Here is a 16248-nt window from a genome sequence, read left to right as displayed (position 1 = left end):
CCTGGATTTTCATCTGGGTGCCGGACGCGCCCCCGACGCCGCGCCCATGCGGCGCGCGTCGGGGGCAAGCGGGCGTCCGCGTCAGTACACGCGCGCCTTGGGGGCGATGTACTCGATCTCGTTGGACATGGTGTAGGTATGCACGGGCCGGTAGTCGATCGAGACGGTGCGACTGTTGGTATCGACGAAGGCGAGCGTGTGCTTCATCCAGTCCTTGTCGTCGCGGTCGGGGAAGTCCTCGCGGGCGTGGGCGCCGCGGCTTTCCTGGCGGTTCACCGCCGAGTCCATGGTGACGACGGCCTGGACGATCAGGTTGTCGTACTCCAGGGCCTCCACGAGGTCCGTGTTCCAGATCAGCGACCGGTCGGTGACGCGCACGTCGTCGGTGCCGGACCAGACCTTGTGGATCAGCTGATGACCCTCCTCCAGCACCTCGCCGGTGCGGAACACCGCGCAGTTGTTCTGCATGGTGCGCTGCATGTCGAGGCGGAGTTCGGCGACCGGGGTGCCGCCGGCGGCATGGCGGAAGTGGTCCAGCCGCTCCAGGCTGTTGACGCCCGCGTCGCGCGGCAGGTCCGGCAGGCGGGCGCCGCGCTCCACCGTCTCGGCGCAGCGCGCGCCGGCGGCGCGGCCGAACACCACGAGGTCGATCAGCGAGTTGGAGCCGAGCCGGTTGGCGCCGTGCACGGAGACGCAGGCCGCCTCGCCGATGGCGAGCAGGCCCGGCACCACCTGGTCCGGATCGCCGTTCACCTTGGTCAGCACCTCGCCGTAGTAGTTGGTCGGGATGCCGCCCATGTTGTAGTGCACCGTCGGCAGCACCGGGATCGGCTCGCGCGTCACGTCGACGCCGGCGAAGATCTTGGCGCTTTCGGAGATGCCCGGCAGGCGCTCGGCGAGGATCTTCGGATCCAGGTGGTCGAGGTGCAGGTAGATGTGGTCCTTGGCCTTGCCGACGCCGCGACCCTCGCGGATCTCCATGGTCATGGCGCGGGAAACCACGTCTCGCGAGGCGAGGTCCTTGGCGGACGGCGCGTAGCGCTCCATGAAGCGCTCGCCCTCCGAATTGGTGAGGTAACCGCCCTCGCCGCGCGAGCCTTCGGTGATCAGGCAACCGGCGCCGTAGATGCCGGTCGGGTGGAACTGCACGAACTCCATGTCCTGCAGCGGCAGGCCGGCGCGCAGCACCATGGCGTTGCCGTCGCCCGTGCAGGTGTGGGCGGAGGTGCAGGAGAAATAGGCGCGGCCGTAGCCGCCGGTCGCCAGCACCGTCTTCTGCGCCCGGAAGCGGTGCAGCGTGCCGTCCTCCATGGAGAGGGCGACGACGCCGCGGCAGATGCCCTCCTCCATGATCAGGTCGATGGCGAAATACTCGATGAAGAACTCCGCCGAGTAGCGCAGGCTCTGGCCGTAGAGCGTGTGCAGGATGGCGTGGCCGGTGCGGTCGGCGGCCGCGCAGGTGCGCTGGGCGCGGCCCTCGCCGTAGTTGGTGGTCATGCCGCCGAACGGGCGCTGGTAGATCTTGCCCGCCTCGGTGCGCGAGAAGGGCACGCCCCAGTGCTCCAGCTCGTAGACGGCCGCCGGCGCGTTCTTGCAGAGGTACTCGATCGCGTCCTGGTCGCCGAGCCAGTCGGAACCCTTGACGGTGTCGTACATGTGCCAGCGCCAGTCGTCCTCGCCCATGTTGCCGAGCGCGGCCGAGATGCCGCCCTGGGCGGCGACGGTGTGCGAGCGGGTCGGGAACACCTTGGTGATGCAGGCGGTCCTGAGGCCCGCCTCCGAGGCGCCGACGACGGCGCGAAGGCCCGCGCCACCGGCGCCCACCACCACCACGTCGAAGGTGTGGTCGGTGAAGGTGTACGCGCGGCCGCCGACGGTGAAGCTGGAGGGGGTGCCGGTCTTGTGGGTCTCAGCCATGGCTCAGGCTCCGAACGCGATCTTGAGGAGGGCGAACACCGACGCGATGGCGATGAAGGCGGTGAAGAAGGTGTTGGCGCCGAGCGCAACCACCTTCCAGCCCTCCTCGTGCACGTAGTCCTCGATGATCACCTGCATGCCTATACGCATGTGGATGCTGACGGAGATCATCATGCCGATCAGCAAGATCGCCACCAGCGGGTTGCCGAGCGTGGCGAGCACGTCGGCGTAGGTGCCGGTCTGCAGCGCCAGCACGAGCCCGACGAAGAAGGTGGTGAGGAAGAGGTTGGAGACCGCCGTCAGGCGCTGGCGCCAGAAGTGCTCGGTGCCCTCGCGGGCGGAACCGAGACCGCGGACCTTGGCGAGCGGGGTGCGCATGGAGGAAAAGCGGGCCATCGGTCTCTCCTCAGCGCACGATCAGGGCGACGATCCAGATCAGGATCGTGATCGACACGGACCCGACCAGGGTGGCCTTGGCGAGCCAGTTGCGCGCCTCCACCCCGTAGCCGTGGCCGGTGTCCCAGATGAAGTGGCGGATGCCGCCGAGGGCGTGGTGGATCCAGGCCCAGGTGTAGCCGAACAGGATCAACTGTCCGATGATGGAGCCGAAGAACCAGGACGCCGTCGCGAAGGCTTCCGGGCCGCTCGCCGCCGCCACCAGATACCAGGCGAAGAAGGCCGTGCCCACGTAGAGCGCGCTGCCGGTGATGCGATGCACGATCGACATCACCATGGTCATCAGCGGCCGGAAGATCTGGAGATGGGGCGATAGGGGTCGCGCCACTTTGGTCTGGAGTTCCGCCATCCTAGTCCCTCAGCCCTTCCGGCCCGTCGGCCGTCGTTCGGTTCAGGAGATTGACGCTTACGTAAGCGTCAACTTGTTGAAGACCCTGGATTTCTTCTAGCTTCTTCGCAGACCGGCGTCAAAGCCGTTCTTGCAGTGCAAAAGTCGTAAGACTTGCCAAGCACAGCCACCCTGGACTTCCGCGCGCGCGGCGCTATCGGCCGGGCGGGCAAGGCCAGGAGGGCGGATCCTGGGGCGGGGGACACCTGAGGCTTACCTCGGCCCGCCTCCGGAGGAGACGCGGTCGGTCGTCGCGCCCCGCCCCATGGTGTCGCACCGCCGTCGCAATGGCCGCGCTGGTCTTCAGCGCGGCAGCAGCACCCAGAGGTCGAGGTCGAGCGCCACCGACGGGTCGGTCTCGCCGCTCTCCAGCTTGTCCGGGAAGTCCGCGCACGGCCGGTCCTTGGTTGCGACCAGGCGGATCCGGAGCGCGCCGACGTCGGTGCGGCCAGGGATCGCCTGCTTGTCCAGCACCTCGGACCAGGCATGCAGCGTGTCGCCGGCGAACGACGGATTGGCGTGCCGCCCGCCGTTGATGGCCGCCACGTGGAAGGCGTTGCCGAGGCCGTTGAAGGTGAGCGAGCGGGCGATCGAGATGATGTGGCCGCCGTAGACCAGGCGTCGGCCGAAGCGGCCCTTGCCTTCGGTGTACTGGTTGAAGTGCACCTTGGCGGTGTTCTGGTAGAGGCGCGTCGCCATCTGGTGCTCGGCCTCCTCGATGGTGGTGCCGTCCACGTGGTCGATGCGCTCGCCGATCGCGTAGTCGTCCCACCTATAGGGGCTGCCCGAGAGGTCGTCGTCCCACTTGGACGGATCGATCAGCGGCACCGCATTGCCGAGCGCCTCCGGCGGCAGGTGGTCCGGCAGGCGCGGCACCACCGGCTCCGGCGCGGGCGCGCTCTCGTCGCGCTTCCTCACCATCACCCAGCGGGCATAATCCAGCACCTCCGTGCCGTCCGACTTGTAACCGGTGGAGCGCACGTAGACGACGCCGGTCTTGCGGTTGGAATTCTCCTTGAGGCCGATCACCTCGGAGACGGTGGAGAGCGTGTCGCCCGGATAGACGGGGGCGAGGAAGCGCCCGCCCGCGTAGCCGAGGTTGGCGATGGCGTTCAGCGACACGTCCGGGACGGTCTTTCCGAACACCACGTGGAAGGTGAGGAGATCGTCGAGCGGCGCGTCCGGATAGCCGATGGCCCGGGCGAAGGCGGCGGACGACTGCACAGCGAACCGGTTGCCGTAGAGGGCCTGGTAGAGCGCCACGTCGCCGTGGTTCACCGTGCGCGGGGTCGCGTGCCGGATCACCTGGCCGATGCGGAAATCCTCAAAGAAGTTGCCGCTGTTGGTCTTCGACACCCTTTAGGCCCTCCTGTCCCGTTGCGTCTGGCGAGGACCATGCTGGGGGCCGGCCGGGCTTGTCACCCCCGCCCTTCGTCGCGGCGACGCGGCGCCGCGCCCGGCCGCCGAACTCCCGAAGACGCGGCCGTTAAGGTCACCAGTTAACAAAGTCTCTATTTCACCGAATCAGAAGCTTCCAGTCCGGGCCGTTTTTATTCAAGTTATGTCAAGTATCGAGCGGACCGTGGCCATCGGCAGGCACGGACCCTCGGCCGGCCCGGCGTTCCGGCAGCGTTTTGGAGGCGTGCCATGGTGAGTTCCCGCGTGGACTGGGTCGATGTGGCCAAGGGCCTCTGCATCGTCTTCGTGGTGATGATGCACTCCACGCACGGCGTGGAGCGCGTGGTGGGCGAAACCGGCTGGATGGGTCATGTGGTGGCCTTCGCCCAGCCCTTCCGTATGCCGGACTTCTTCCTGATCTCCGGGCTCTTCCTGTCGCGGGTGGTCGACCGGGACTGGCGCACCTTCGCGGACCGGCGGATCGTGCATTTCTTCTACTTCTATCTCCTCTGGCTGGTGATCCAGTTCGCCTTCCGGGCGCCCGGCCTCGTCGGCGAGTTCGGCGTCGGCGGTGCCGCGCTTCACTTCGTGGAGGCGCTCTTCATCGAGCCCTTCGGCACCCTCTGGTTCATCTGGATCCTGCCCTTCTTCGCCCTCATCGTGCGTCTCGTCCGGCACGTGCCGGTGCCGCTGGTGTTCGCCGTCGCGGCCGTCCTGGAGATCGCCCCGGCCGGCCTGCCGCTGCCCATCCTCGACGAATTCCTGTCGCGCTTCGTCTATTTCTACGCGGGCTACGCTTTCGCGCCGTGGATCTTCTCCTTCGCCGACCAGGTCGCCGCCCGGCCCGGCGCGGCCGTTGCCGGCCTTGGCCTCTGGGCCGTGGTGAACGGCGCCTTCGTGGCCGCCGGCGCGGCGCAACTGCCCTTCCTCTCCCTCGGCCTCGGTTTCCTCGGCGCCGCCGCCATCGTGGCGAGCGCGGTCCTCATCGGCCGCACCGTCCGGCCCGGCGCCGTCGCCCGCTTCCTCGGCAGCCACTCCATCGTGGTCTACCTCGCCTTCTTCCTGCCGATGGGGATCACCCGCACGGTGCTGGTTAAGACAGGCCTCGTGCCGGACGTCGGCACGATGTCCCTGATCGTGACGGTCGCCTCGGTCATCGGCCCCCTGGTGATCTGGTGGATCGCCATGCGCACCGGCGCCCGCTTCCTCTTCGAGCGTCCTGCCTGGGCCCGCCTGGAACGGCCGCGGGCCGCCGCCCGCCCGCGCTTCGTCGCCGCCGAGTAGGCCCGCCGGTCGCAGCCGTTCGGCCCGCTGCTGACACGTCGCGTCAGCCGGCCCCGCGCGGCGCCCCTTTCCACCGTCCGACGGCCGGGGCATAGTCCCGGCCATGTCGAATGCCTCCTCCTTCTCCCGCCCCGTCGCCAGCGGCGATCACGTCTTCCTCGTCGACGGATCCGGCTACATCTTCCGCGCCTACCACGCCCTGCCGCCGCTGACCCGCAAGTCGGACGGCGTGCCGGTCGGCGCCGTCGCGGGCTTCTGCAACATGCTGTGGCGGCTTCTGAAGGAGGCCGACGCCACGGCGGCGCGGGTGAAGCCCACCCATCTGGCGGTGATCTTCGACGCCTCGGCGGTGACCTTCCGCAACGCCCTCTACGACCAGTACAAGGCCCAGCGGCCGGAGCCGCCGGCGGACCTCCGGCCCCAGTTCGGCCTGATCCGCGAGGCGGTGCGCGCCCTCAACGTCGCCTGCGTGGAGCAGGAGGGCTTCGAGGCCGACGACCTGATCGCCACCTACACGGCCATGGCCCGCGCGGTCGGCGCCGACGTCACCATCGTGTCGTCCGACAAGGACCTGATGCAGCTGGTGGAGAACGACTGCGTCGTGCTCCTCGACACCATGAAGGACAAGCGGATCGGCCCTGACGAGGTGATCGAGAAGTTCGGCGTACCGCCGGAGAAGGTGGTGGACGTCCAGTCGCTTGCCGGCGACAGCGTCGACAACGTGCCCGGCGTGCCCGGCATCGGCGTCAAGACCGCCGCCCAGCTGATCCTGGAGTATGGCGACCTCGACAGCCTGCTCGCCCGCGCCGGCGAGATCAAGCAGCCCAAGAGGCGAGAGAACCTGATCCAGTTCGCCGACCAGGCCCGCATCTCCCGCCAGCTCGTCACCCTCGACCGCGCCGTGCCGGTCGCCTGCCCGATCGACGACCTCGCCGTCCGGCCGATCGACGGCGAGCGTGCCATCGCCTTCCTGAAGGCCATGGAGTTCGTCACCCTCACCCGCCGCGTCGCCGAGGCGACCGGCACCGAGATGGCCAAGGTCGCCGCCGCCACCGTGCCGGTGAAGCACTGGCCGCCGGAGAGCGCGGAGACCGCCGCTGTCGGTGCGGGGATCCCCCCCACCCCGGCCCTCCCCCTCGAGGGGGGAGGGAGCGCCGACGATGGCACAGGCGCCTCCTCGGCCGCCGAAGCAAGCACCGCCCCTTCCTCCTCCGCCACGGCACCCCCTCCCCCCTTGAGGGGGAGGGTTGGGGAGAGGGGGGAACCTCCGTCCCTGGCCGCCCCCTCCCCCGCCGCCCTCGCGGCCCGCCGCCTCGCCGAGGTCGCCGCCATCCCGGTGGACCACGCCGCCTACGAGACCATCCTCACCCTCGATGCCCTGAAAGCCTTCGTGAACGAGGCGGCCGAGGCCGGCGTCGTCGCCTTCGACACCGAATCCACCTCGCTCGACGTGATGCGGGCGGATCTCTGCGGCGTCTCCCTCGCCACCCGGCCGGGGCGGGCCTGCTATATTCCGCTCATCCACAAGTCGGGCGCCGGCGACCTTCTCGGCGGCGGCCTCGTTCCCGGCCAGATCCCGGTCGCCGACGCACTCGCCGCCCTGAAGCCGCTTCTTGAAAGCCCCGCCGTCCTCAAGGTGGCGCAGAACGCCAAGTACGACGTCACGCTGCTGGCCCGCCACGGGATCCAGGTCGCGCCGTTCGACGACACCATGCTCCTTTCCTATGCCCTCGACGCCGGCAAGAACGGCCACGGCATGGACGAGCTGTCGGAAAAGTGGCTCGGCCACAAGCCGATCGCCTTCAAGGACGTGTGCGGATCCGGCAAGGGCCAGCTGACCTTCGATATGGTCGCGCTCGACAAGGCCACCGCCTACGCAGCCGAGGACGCGGACGTGACGCTGCGGCTCTGGCTGGTCCTGAAGCCACGGCTCGCCGCCGAGGGCATGACCACCCTCTACGAGACGCTGGAGCGGCCCCTGGTGCCGGTGCTGTCGCGCATGGAGCAGCGCGGCATCAGCGTCGACCGGCAGATCCTCTCCCGCCTCTCCGGCGACTTCGCCCAAGGGATGGCGCGGCTCGAAGCCGAGATCCACGATCTTGCCGGCGAGAGCTTCAACATCGGCTCGCCCAAACAGCTCGGCGACATCCTCTTCGGCAAGATGGGCCTCGGCGGCGCCAAGAAGACCAAGACGGGCGCCTATGCCACAGGCGCCGACGTGCTGGAGGAGCTGGCCGAAGCCGGCCACGAGCTGCCCCGCCGCATCCTCGACTGGCGCCAGCTCTCCAAGCTGAAATCCACCTACACGGACGCCCTGCCCGGATACATGCACCCGGTGGACGGGCGGGTGCACACCTCCTTCTCGCTCGCCTCCACCACCACCGGCCGGCTCTCCTCCTCCGAGCCGAACCTCCAGAACATCCCGATCCGCACCGAGGAGGGGCGCAAGATCCGCACCGCCTTCGTGGCGCCGCCGGGCCGCAAGCTGGTCTCCGCCGACTACAGCCAGATCGAGCTCCGGGTGCTTGCCCACGTGGCCGACATCCCCCAGCTGAAGCGCGCCTTCGAGGACGGCCTCGACATCCACGCCATGACGGCCTCGGAGATGTTCAACACCCCGATCGAGGGGATGGACCCGATGGTCCGCCGGCGCGCCAAGGCGATCAACTTCGGCATCATCTACGGCATCTCGGCCTTCGGCCTCGCCAACCAGCTCGGCATCGACCGACAGGAGGCGGGCGACTACATCAAGCGCTACTTCGAGCGTTTTCCCGGCATTCGGGACTACATGGACGCTACACGGCGCACCGCCCGCGAGCACGGCTTCGTCACCACCGTGTTCGGCCGCAAGGCCCACTACCCGGACATCAACGCCCCCAATGCCTCCATGCGGGCCTTCATGGAGCGCGCCGCCATCAACGCGCCAATCCAGGGCTCCGCCGCCGACATCATCCGCCGGGCCATGGTGCGGATGGAGGACGCCCTGAAAGAGGCTGGCCTCTCCGCCCTCCTCCTCCTCCAGGTCCATGACGAACTGGTGTTCGAGGTGCCGGACGCGGAGATCGAGGCGACGCTGCCGGTCGTCCGCCACGTGATGGAGACCGCCGCGGAACCGGCCGTCCGCCTCTCCGTGCCGCTCCGGGTCGACGCCCGCGCGGCGCAGAACTGGGAGGAGGCGCACTGACCCCGGACCCATGCCCGGGGCCGGTGGCCGGATGCTTAACCACCCGTTAAACCGCCGCATTTAGCGTCGACAGCAAGGCCCATGGGCAGGCGCCGGCCGGATCCTCCGGCCTGCCTGCCGCCTGTTGGACGACGGCCGGGGCAGAGCGCGATGACGGGACGGAACACGCGGGACGAGCGGATCGAGCCCCGGCTCGGCCGCGGCGCTTCGGACAACGACCTCCGGGTCACGCTCGACGACCGGGCCGGCGGCGCCCCGCCGCGCGGCCGGCGCCCGGTTGCCGAGCCTCTGCGCCCGCCGCACCGCGCCGACCGCCCCGAGCCGCCCTTCGCCGAGCCCTCCCTCACCGGACGGCGGCCGGCCACCATGCCCGAGATCGAAGCCGATCCGTTCATCGACGACGAGGAGACCGCCCCCGTGGCCAAGGCGAAGCGCGGCAGGCGCCGCGAGGAACCCGCCGGCCGCGGCCGGCGCAGGCGGCGCGGCTCCCTGACCGGCCGTCTCGTGCGCGGCATCCTCTCCACCGGCACCACGCTCGTGCTCTGGGGTGCGATCGGCGTCGGCGGCGTCCTCGCCTACACGGCCGCCACCATGCCGCCCACGTCGGAATGGGCGGTGCCGAAGCGCCCGCCCAACGTGGAGATCCTCGACGCCAACGGCGCCCTCATCGCCAACCGGGGCGACACCGGCGGCGAGGCGCTCCGCCTGGAACAGATGCCGCCGCACTTGCCGCAGGCGGTGATCGCCATCGAGGACCGACGCTTCTACAGCCATTTCGGCATCGATCCGATCGGCCTTGCCCGCGCGCTCGCCACCAACGCCGCCGCCGGCAGCGTGGTCCAGGGTGGGTCCACCCTCACCCAGCAGCTCGCCAAGAACCTCTTCCTGGAGCCGGACCGGACCGTGGAGCGCAAGCTGCAGGAGGTGGTGCTGTCGCTCTGGCTGGAGTGGACGTATTCCAAGGACGAGATCCTTGAGATGTACCTCAACCGCGTCTACCTGGGCGCCGGCGCCTACGGGGCCGACGCGGCGGCGCGGCGCTATTTCGGCAAGCCGGCCCGCGACCTGACCCTCGGCGAGTCGGCCATGATCGCGGGCCTGCTGAAGGCGCCTTCGCGCTTCGCGCCGACCCGCGACCCGGCGCTCGCCCGCGAGCGTGCCGCGGTGGTGCTGAACGCCATGGTGGAGGAGGGCTACGCGACCCGGGAGGCGGCCCGCAAGGCGGCCGAGGCCCCGAGCCGCATCGTCACCGCCCACAACGCCAAGGCGGCCAACTACGTGGCCGACTGGGTGATGGAGCTGCTGCCGGGCTATGTGGCCTCGGTCGGCGGCGACATCGTGGTGGAGACCACCATCGACGTGGACATGCAGAAGGCCGCCGAGGCGGCGCTCCGCGACACGCTCGCCGAGGAAGGCAAGGGCCACAACGTGAGCCAGGGCGCGATCGTGGCGCTCGACAACGGCGGCGCAGTGAAGGCCCTCGTCGGCGGGCGCGACTATGCCACCAGCCAGTTCAACCGCGCCGTGGCGGCCCGGCGCCAGCCCGGTTCGGCCTTCAAGCCCTTCGTCTTCCTCGCCGCCATCGAGCAGGGCTACACGCCCGACCACATCGTGGTGGACGAGCCGATCTCCATCAAAGGCTGGGAGCCGAAAAACTATTCACGCGAATACATGGGACCGGTGACGCTGACGACGGCGCTCGCCAAGTCGCTGAACACGGTCGCGGCGCGGCTGGCGGCGGAGGTCGGTCCGTCCACCGTGGTGCAGACCGCCCGGCGGGTCGGCATCGTGTCAGCGCTCCACGACAGCCCGTCGATCGCGCTCGGCACCGCCGAGGTCACCCCGATGGAGATCACCGCCGCCTACGTGCCGTTCGCCAACGGCGGCTTCGGCGTCATCCCCTATGTGATCGAGCGCATCCGCACCGAGGAGGGCGAGGTGCTGTTCCAGCGTCAGGGCGACGGGCCGGGCCGGGTGATTGACCCGCGCGCCGTCGGCACCATGAACCAGATGATGCAGGCGGTGCTCTATGCCGGCACCGGCCAGAAGGCGATGCTGAAGGACCGCCCGGCGGCCGGCAAGACCGGCACCAGCCAGGATTTCCGCGACGCCTGGTTCCTCGGCTACGTGAACGGGCTGACGGCCGGCGTCTGGCTCGGCAACGACGACAACTCGCCGACCAAGAAGGCGACCGGCGGCAGCGTCACCGCCGTCGTGTGGAACCGCTTCATGACGAAGGCGACCGCCGGCATGGCCGTCGGGCCGCTGCCCGGCCTCGACCTCGTGCCACCGCTGGTGGTGGATCCGGGCACGCCCGTCGCCAACGCGGACGGCCTGCCGACGGTCTTCGGCGAGAGCGCCCCGCCGATGCCGCCCGTGGACGTGGGCGTCGCCGGCGGCCCGACGGATCACGAGCGCGGGCTTTTGGAAAGGCTGTTCGGCGGCTGAGGTCGGGGCCCGCCTGTCCTACCGCCCTACCCCACCTGGTGCAGCATGCGGCCGTTCTGCTTCAGCCAGGCCTTGGCCTCGTCGGTGCGCGGGGCAAGCGCGACGCAGAGGCGCCAGAAGGCGTCCGAGTGGTTCATCTCCTTCAGATGCGCCACCTCGTGGGCCGCCAGATAGTCGAGCACATAGGGCGGCGCCATGACGAGCCGCCATGAGAAGGAGAGCGTCCCGCGGCTGGAGGCCGAACCCCAGCGGGAGGCGGTATCCTTGAGGCGAATGGCCGACGGGGTGACGCCGAGGATGCGGGCATGCCGCTCCACCGCGGCCGTCAGGTCGCGCCGGGCTTCCGCTTTCAGGTGATCGAGAATGCGCCGGTTGAGATGCGCCGCCTCGCCCGGCACCAGCAGCACCGGTTCGCCCGCTTCCACGCCGATCCGCACCACGCCCCGGGCACTGCCGGTGGCGTGGATCCGGTGAACCACCCCGCGCAAAGGCACGGTGCCGCCGTCCGCAAGGGCGCTCGCCGGCGCGGCCTCGCCGATGCGGTCGGCCAGCCAGTCGAGGTGGCGGGAAACGAAGGCCTTGGCTTCCGACACCGTGCCGCGCTTCGGCAAGGTAACGACGGCGCCGTCGCGGCGCGGATCGAGCCGGAGGGTATAGCGCTTGGCGCGCGTGTTCCGGCGCATCAGAACCGGCACGCGCCGGCCGGCCACGTCCACCTCGAAGGCGGTCGCGGCCGGCTTGGGCGACGTCTTTTTCTGGACGGAGAAGAGAAAGGGGATCCAGCGATTCGGCATGCCGGATCCTACCAGCCGCCGGCCGATGCCCGGAATCCCGAAGTTGCTTCGCGAACAGCGAAGTGCCGGTGTGGGCGGCACCCGAAGGGCCACCCACACCGGCTGGAGGTCAGGAAAGAGCCAGCCCCATGGCGGGGGATTAGCCGGTGGGGTTCGTCCGGCTCGCCATGAAGCGATCGAACTCTTCCTGGTCCTTCGCACGTCTCAGGTTGCGAAGGAACTCGTCGAAGTCGGTGCGCATCCGCTCGATCTTGGCGCGCTCCTCTTCCAGACGCTGCAGCTCGCGCTCGCGATAGTCGTCGAACGCGGCGTTGCCGGTGCGGCCGAAGTCGGGAGACCGGAAACCGGCCTCGCGGACCACGGTCTCCATATTCGGGCGCATCTTCATCCAGGTCGTCCGCATACGATCCCCCCACAGAATGTAGGCCAGCATGGCAAGACCAAGCGGCCAGAACACGATGAATCCGAGCACCATCAGGCCGACCGAAGTCGGATGCCACCCAGGCTTCACCACGCATGTCTTCGTCATCTCAAGTCCTCGACAGTCAACCACGACAGATTACGAGGTGGCCCCGGTCGAGGCTGCGTTCAAGAGCTTGAGCGGTGTTTTTTGGACGGACTGCAGCCGTCGGGATCTTCTTGCAAACGAATAGGGCGTGAAAAAGATCCTGATGCGAGGTCTTGAAAACGCGACCGACCATCACGCCGGCGTGATGCCGATCGGCAAGGTTCGCTTCGCACGCACGCGATCGAAAAGGTTGGAGGATCAGGCGTTTCGAGCGCCGAACAGGACGACGAGAGCGCCGAGGAGAACGAGGGCGGCGCCGATTCCGTCGGTGGCGCGGAGCGGGACGCCTTCCACGACGTGCAACCAGATCAGGGAGGCGATCACGTAGATGCCGCCGTAGGCCGCGAAGGTGCGCCCGGCGCCGCCGGTGTCCACGAGGGTGAGGGCGGCGCCGAAACCCGCCAGGCCGACGAGCCCGGCGGCCAGGAAGGCCGGATGCCAGCCGAGGCGGACGACCGCGTAGATCAGCCAGCAGCCGCCGATCTCAAGAGCGGCGGCCAGCAGGAACACCGGCAGGGCGAACGGCGCGCCGGTCACGCCAACCGCCGACCCCGGCGGGAGGCCTGGCTGCGGCGCCCCGCTCTCATCAAGCGGGCGCCATCAGCCGCCGGGCCTGGCCAACCCAATCCTGCCGCCGGATCCGGCCATGGGTGCCGAGGCGCCGGTCGAGGTCGTCGACCTGGGCGTCGGTCAGATCCGCCAGCTGATCGAGGAGGAAGATGCCCTCCTTGTAGAGCGCGGCCTCCAGCTGCGGGCCGATCCCTTCGATCCGCTTCAGGTCATGGGTCGGCTCGTTGGACTTCCGGCTCTTCGCCCCGCGAGCGGCCGCCGTCTGGGCGGCCCGTTTGGAAGAGCGCTGCTCCTGCGTCAGCACGAAGTCCGTGATGCGCGGGCAGATCTCGCTGCGCCAGCGCGAGCCGTTGAAGACGCCATAGTGGCCGACGCCCGGCTGCATGTAGTGGATCTTCATGTCTTCGGGGAGCGCCGTGCAGAGGTCGTGGGCCGCCGCCGTCTGGCCGACGCCGGTGATGTCGTCCTTCTCGCCCTCCACGGTGAGGAGCGCGGTCTTGGTGATCAGGCCGCAGTCGACCAGCCGCCCCCGGTGCATGAAGGCGCGCTCCGGCAGGGCGTGCGTCATGAACACGGTCTCCACCGTCTGCAGGTAGAATTCCGCCGTCAGGTCCATCACCGCCAGGTATTCGTCGTAGAACTCCCGGTGCTTGGCCGCGCTGTCGCCGTCGCCCTTCACCAGGTTGCCGAAGTATTCCTTGTGGGCGCCCACGTGCCGGTCGAGGTTCATGCTCATGAAGCCGGTGAGCTGCAGGAAGCCCGGATAGACGTCGCGGTAGATGCCCGGATGCGGGAAGGGCACCTTCATGATCACGTTGCGCCGGAACCAGTCGATGTCGCGTTCGGCGGCGAGATCGTTGACGGCGGTCGGGTTCTTGCGGGTGTCGATCGGCCCGCCCATGAGCGTCATGCTGAGCGGCGCCAGCGGATCCTCGTTGGCGGCCATCACGGCGACCGCCGCGAGCACCGGCACGGACGGCTGGCAGACGGCGAGCACGTGGCTGTCGCCGCCGAGCGCCTGCAGCATCTCGATCACGTAATCGATGTAGTCGTCGAGGTCGAAGCGACCGGCCGCCAGCGGCACCATCCGGGCGTCTTCCCAGTCGGTGATGTAGACGTCGTGCTTGGGCAGCAGTGCCTCCACGGTGCCGCGCAGGAGCGTGGCGTAGTGGCCCGACATGGGGGCCACCACCAGCACCTTCGGGTCCTTGCGGCGAGAGGCCGGCACCGCGCGCTCGAACCGCACCATGCGGCAGAAGGGCTTCTGCCAGACCACCTTCTCGGTGACCGGAACGCGCACGCCGCCGACCGTGGTGGCATTCAGCCCGAAGGCCGGCTTGCCGTAGCGGCGGGTGGAGCGCTCGAACAACTCGCAGGCCGCGGCGATCGACCGGCCGACCTGGGTCTGCGAGAAAGGATTGAAGGGGTTCTGGAAATAAAGCCGCGTCATGTCCGCGGCCGCTCGCGCAGGCCCCATTGCTGCGTGGTTGAACTCGTACAGATGATAGTACGGCACGTTCATCCTCTGCGGTCCTCGCAACCCCAGCCGCGGGGCTGGATATTGCCACGCGTCGTCTAAAAAAGCGGTTTCAATGACCAGGGGTTCCACCGCGACGGACTTGAGGATAGATCCGGTTTTCTTCCAACCGCAAGGATGAGCCGCTACACCTTAAGTACGGTCGCGCGGGAACGCTGTCGGCGCGGCGGGAAAAACCGTTCGCCTGCTTACAGTTATGCCAGTCGCTCCCTTTGAGGCAAATCGGATAGGCCATGCCCCAGACCATCGTGCTCACCCCGCCTTCGCCGCTTCGGCTGAAGCTCGACACGCTGGTCCGGCTGCGCTGGCTGGCTGTCGCCGGGCAGACGCTGGCGGTTCTGACGGTCTGGTACGGCCTCGGCTACCCGCTGCCGCTCGGCTGGTGCCTGGGGCTGATCGCCCTGTCAGCCTGGCTCAACCTCTTCCTGAAGATCCGCTATCCGGCAAGCCTCCGGCTGGCCGACCCGGCCGCGGCGAGCCTTCTTGCCTACGACATCCTGCAGTTGGCGAGCCTCCTCTACCTGACAGGCGGCCTCACCAACCCGTTCGCCATCCTGCTGATCGCCCCCGTGCTCGTCTCCGCCACCGCCCTCACGGTGCGCACCACCGTGGCGCTCGGGACCCTGGTGGTGGTGCTCGCCAGCCTGCTCGCGGTCTGGCACCGGCCGCTGCCCTGGACCGACGATCCCGGCTTCTTCCTGCCCGACCCCTATGTGGCCGGGCTCTGGATCTCCCTCGTCTGCGCCCTCGGCTTCATGGCGGCCTACTCCTTCCGGGTCGCCGACGAGGCGCGCCAGCTCCACGCGGCGCTGACGGCGACCGAGCTGGTGCTGACCCGCGAGCAGCACCTGCACCAGCTGGACGGGCTCGCCGCCGCCGCCGCCCACGAGCTCGGCACGCCGCTCGCCACCATCGCGCTCGTCGCCAAGGAGCTCGACCGGGAGGTGCCGCCCGACGCCCCCTGGCGCGACGACATCGCGCTTCTGCGCTCCCAGTCGGAGCGCTGCCGGGAGATCCTGAAGAAGCTCACCTCGCTTGCCACCGACTTCGGCGACCACCTCGCCCGCCAGCCGATCACCCACCTGATCGAAGACGTGATCGCGCCGCACCGGGAATTCGGGGTGGCGCTGATCGTGCACCTCGACGGCGAGCGCGAGCAGGAACCGGTCGGCACCCGCAACCCGGCCATCCTCTACGGGCTCGGCAACATCGTGGAGAACGCCATCGACTTCGCCCGTTCGCGGGTGGACATCGGCGCCGCCTGGAACGACGAGGAGGTGGTGGTCACCATCCGTGACGACGGCCCGGGCTTCTCGCCGGAGGTGATCGACCGGCTCGGCGAGCCCTACGTCACGACCCGCGGCCGCGCCGCCGCCGAACCGCGCGAGGGCGGCGGCCTCGGTCTCGGCTTCTTCATCGCCAAGACGCTCCTGGAGCGGACCGGCGCCCGTGTCGCAATCACCAATCGGGCTCTTCCGGATAGCGGCGCGGTCATCACGGTGCGCTGGCCGCGCGAGGTGATGGACGCCCACACCGGCGAGGCTTGGTGAAACAGGTTTCAGAAGTTTCGAAACCTTAGCGCATTCAATGGCCATATGGATTGTTGCCGCAGCTTGGCCGCCCCATATAGGGTGGCGAGCGAGTAGGCATCCATCCGGATCCGGGGCACGTAGAACTTCGGACGTATTTGGTGGGCCGACGGGG

12 protein-coding genes are annotated in these 16248 nt (G+C 69.1%); 4 read left to right on the top strand and 8 right to left on the bottom strand.

All coding sequences use genetic code 11. From position 1 onward, the window contains the following. Positions 1–81: 81 nt before the first annotated feature. The 4 genes from sdhA to BUQ68_RS13755 all read right to left on the bottom strand — a co-directional run bounded on the left by sdhA (position 82) and on the right by BUQ68_RS13755 (position 4117). Positions 82–1917, bottom strand: a complete 1836-nt coding sequence (gene sdhA, locus BUQ68_RS13770; protein ID WP_075216551.1) for a succinate dehydrogenase flavoprotein subunit — start codon at positions 1915–1917, stop codon at positions 82–84. A gap of 3 nt (positions 1918–1920) precedes the next feature. Next, positions 1921–2313 (bottom strand): succinate dehydrogenase, hydrophobic membrane anchor protein, encoded by a 393-nt coding sequence (gene sdhD, locus BUQ68_RS13765; RefSeq protein WP_075216550.1) that lies wholly within the window; start codon positions 2311–2313, stop codon positions 1921–1923. A 10-nt stretch (positions 2314–2323) separates the two neighbouring features. Beyond that, positions 2324–2722: a succinate dehydrogenase, cytochrome b556 subunit gene (gene sdhC, locus BUQ68_RS13760; protein ID WP_075216549.1), complete on the bottom strand. Its 399-nt coding sequence runs from the start codon at positions 2720–2722 to the stop codon at positions 2324–2326. 342 nt (positions 2723–3064) lie between these two features. Then, entirely contained in the window at positions 3065–4117 is a 1053-nt protein-coding gene (locus BUQ68_RS13755) for a MaoC family dehydratase (protein WP_075216548.1), read from the bottom strand. Between the two features lie 291 nt (positions 4118–4408). Here BUQ68_RS13755 and BUQ68_RS13750 point away from each other — a divergent pair, with 291 nt between their 5' ends. The 3 genes from BUQ68_RS13750 to BUQ68_RS13740 all read left to right on the top strand — a co-directional run bounded on the left by BUQ68_RS13750 (position 4409) and on the right by BUQ68_RS13740 (position 11075). Continuing rightward, the gene (locus BUQ68_RS13750) at positions 4409–5443 is read left to right on the top strand and encodes an acyltransferase family protein (protein ID WP_075216547.1); all 1035 of its coding nucleotides are present in this window, start codon (positions 4409–4411) and stop codon (positions 5441–5443) included. Between the two features lie 103 nt (positions 5444–5546). Next, entirely contained in the window at positions 5547–8627 is a 3081-nt protein-coding gene (gene polA, locus BUQ68_RS13745) for a DNA polymerase I (RefSeq protein ID WP_075216546.1), read from the top strand. Positions 8628–8777: 150 nt separating this feature from the next. Next, positions 8778–11075 carry a transglycosylase domain-containing protein gene (locus BUQ68_RS13740; RefSeq protein WP_075216545.1) on the top strand — a complete coding sequence of 766 codons (2298 nt, stop codon included), beginning with the start codon at positions 8778–8780 and terminating at the stop codon, positions 11073–11075. A gap of 26 nt (positions 11076–11101) precedes the next feature. On the opposite strand, the gene BUQ68_RS13735 is transcribed toward BUQ68_RS13740, so the two are convergent. The 4 genes from BUQ68_RS13735 to phaZ all read right to left on the bottom strand — a co-directional run bounded on the left by BUQ68_RS13735 (position 11102) and on the right by phaZ (position 14529). Continuing rightward, positions 11102–11869 carry a M48 family metallopeptidase gene (locus tag BUQ68_RS13735; RefSeq protein WP_075216544.1) on the bottom strand — a complete coding sequence of 256 codons (768 nt, stop codon included), beginning with the start codon at positions 11867–11869 and terminating at the stop codon, positions 11102–11104. A 139-nt stretch (positions 11870–12008) separates the two neighbouring features. After that, complete coding sequence (locus tag BUQ68_RS13730; protein ID WP_075216543.1) at positions 12009–12398, bottom strand: DUF2852 domain-containing protein; 390 nt, start codon at positions 12396–12398, stop codon at positions 12009–12011. A 237-nt stretch (positions 12399–12635) separates the two neighbouring features. Beyond that, the gene (locus BUQ68_RS13725; RefSeq protein ID WP_075216542.1) at positions 12636–12974 is read right to left on the bottom strand and encodes a YnfA family protein; all 339 of its coding nucleotides are present in this window, start codon (positions 12972–12974) and stop codon (positions 12636–12638) included. Between the two features lie 49 nt (positions 12975–13023). After that, complete coding sequence (gene phaZ, locus BUQ68_RS13720; protein WP_083656566.1) at positions 13024–14529, bottom strand: polyhydroxyalkanoate depolymerase; 1506 nt, start codon at positions 14527–14529, stop codon at positions 13024–13026. Between the two features lie 248 nt (positions 14530–14777). Between phaZ and BUQ68_RS13715 the strand changes: the two genes are divergently transcribed. Continuing rightward, complete coding sequence (locus BUQ68_RS13715; RefSeq protein ID WP_075216541.1) at positions 14778–16094, top strand: ActS/PrrB/RegB family redox-sensitive histidine kinase; 1317 nt, start codon at positions 14778–14780, stop codon at positions 16092–16094. Positions 16095–16248: the final 154 nt, after the last annotated feature.

Source organism: Mongoliimonas terrestris, from assembly GCF_001927285.1.
GTDB lineage: Bacteria > Pseudomonadota > Alphaproteobacteria > Rhizobiales > Pleomorphomonadaceae > Chthonobacter > Chthonobacter terrestris.
Note: the sequence above shows the minus strand (reverse complement) of the source record. Positions and strands in the feature narration are given on the sequence as shown.

Coding starts and splice junctions, on each gene's coding strand:
- BUQ68_RS13750 (WP_075216547.1), top strand. CDS start 4,409: ATGGTGAGTTCCCGCGTGGACTGGGTCGATGTGGCCAAGGGCCTCTGC.
- sdhA (WP_075216551.1), bottom strand. CDS start 1,917: ATGGCTGAGACCCACAAGACCGGCACCCCCTCCAGCTTCACCGTCGGC.
- polA (WP_075216546.1), top strand. CDS start 5,547: ATGTCGAATGCCTCCTCCTTCTCCCGCCCCGTCGCCAGCGGCGATCAC.
- sdhD (WP_075216550.1), bottom strand. CDS start 2,313: ATGGCCCGCTTTTCCTCCATGCGCACCCCGCTCGCCAAGGTCCGCGGT.
- BUQ68_RS13730 (WP_075216543.1), bottom strand. CDS start 12,398: ATGACGAAGACATGCGTGGTGAAGCCTGGGTGGCATCCGACTTCGGTC.
- phaZ (WP_083656566.1), bottom strand. CDS start 14,529: ATGAACGTGCCGTACTATCATCTGTACGAGTTCAACCACGCAGCAATG.
- sdhC (WP_075216549.1), bottom strand. CDS start 2,722: ATGGCGGAACTCCAGACCAAAGTGGCGCGACCCCTATCGCCCCATCTC.
- BUQ68_RS13715 (WP_075216541.1), top strand. CDS start 14,778: ATGCCCCAGACCATCGTGCTCACCCCGCCTTCGCCGCTTCGGCTGAAG.
- BUQ68_RS13735 (WP_075216544.1), bottom strand. CDS start 11,869: ATGCCGAATCGCTGGATCCCCTTTCTCTTCTCCGTCCAGAAAAAGACG.
- BUQ68_RS13740 (WP_075216545.1), top strand. CDS start 8,778: ATGACGGGACGGAACACGCGGGACGAGCGGATCGAGCCCCGGCTCGGC.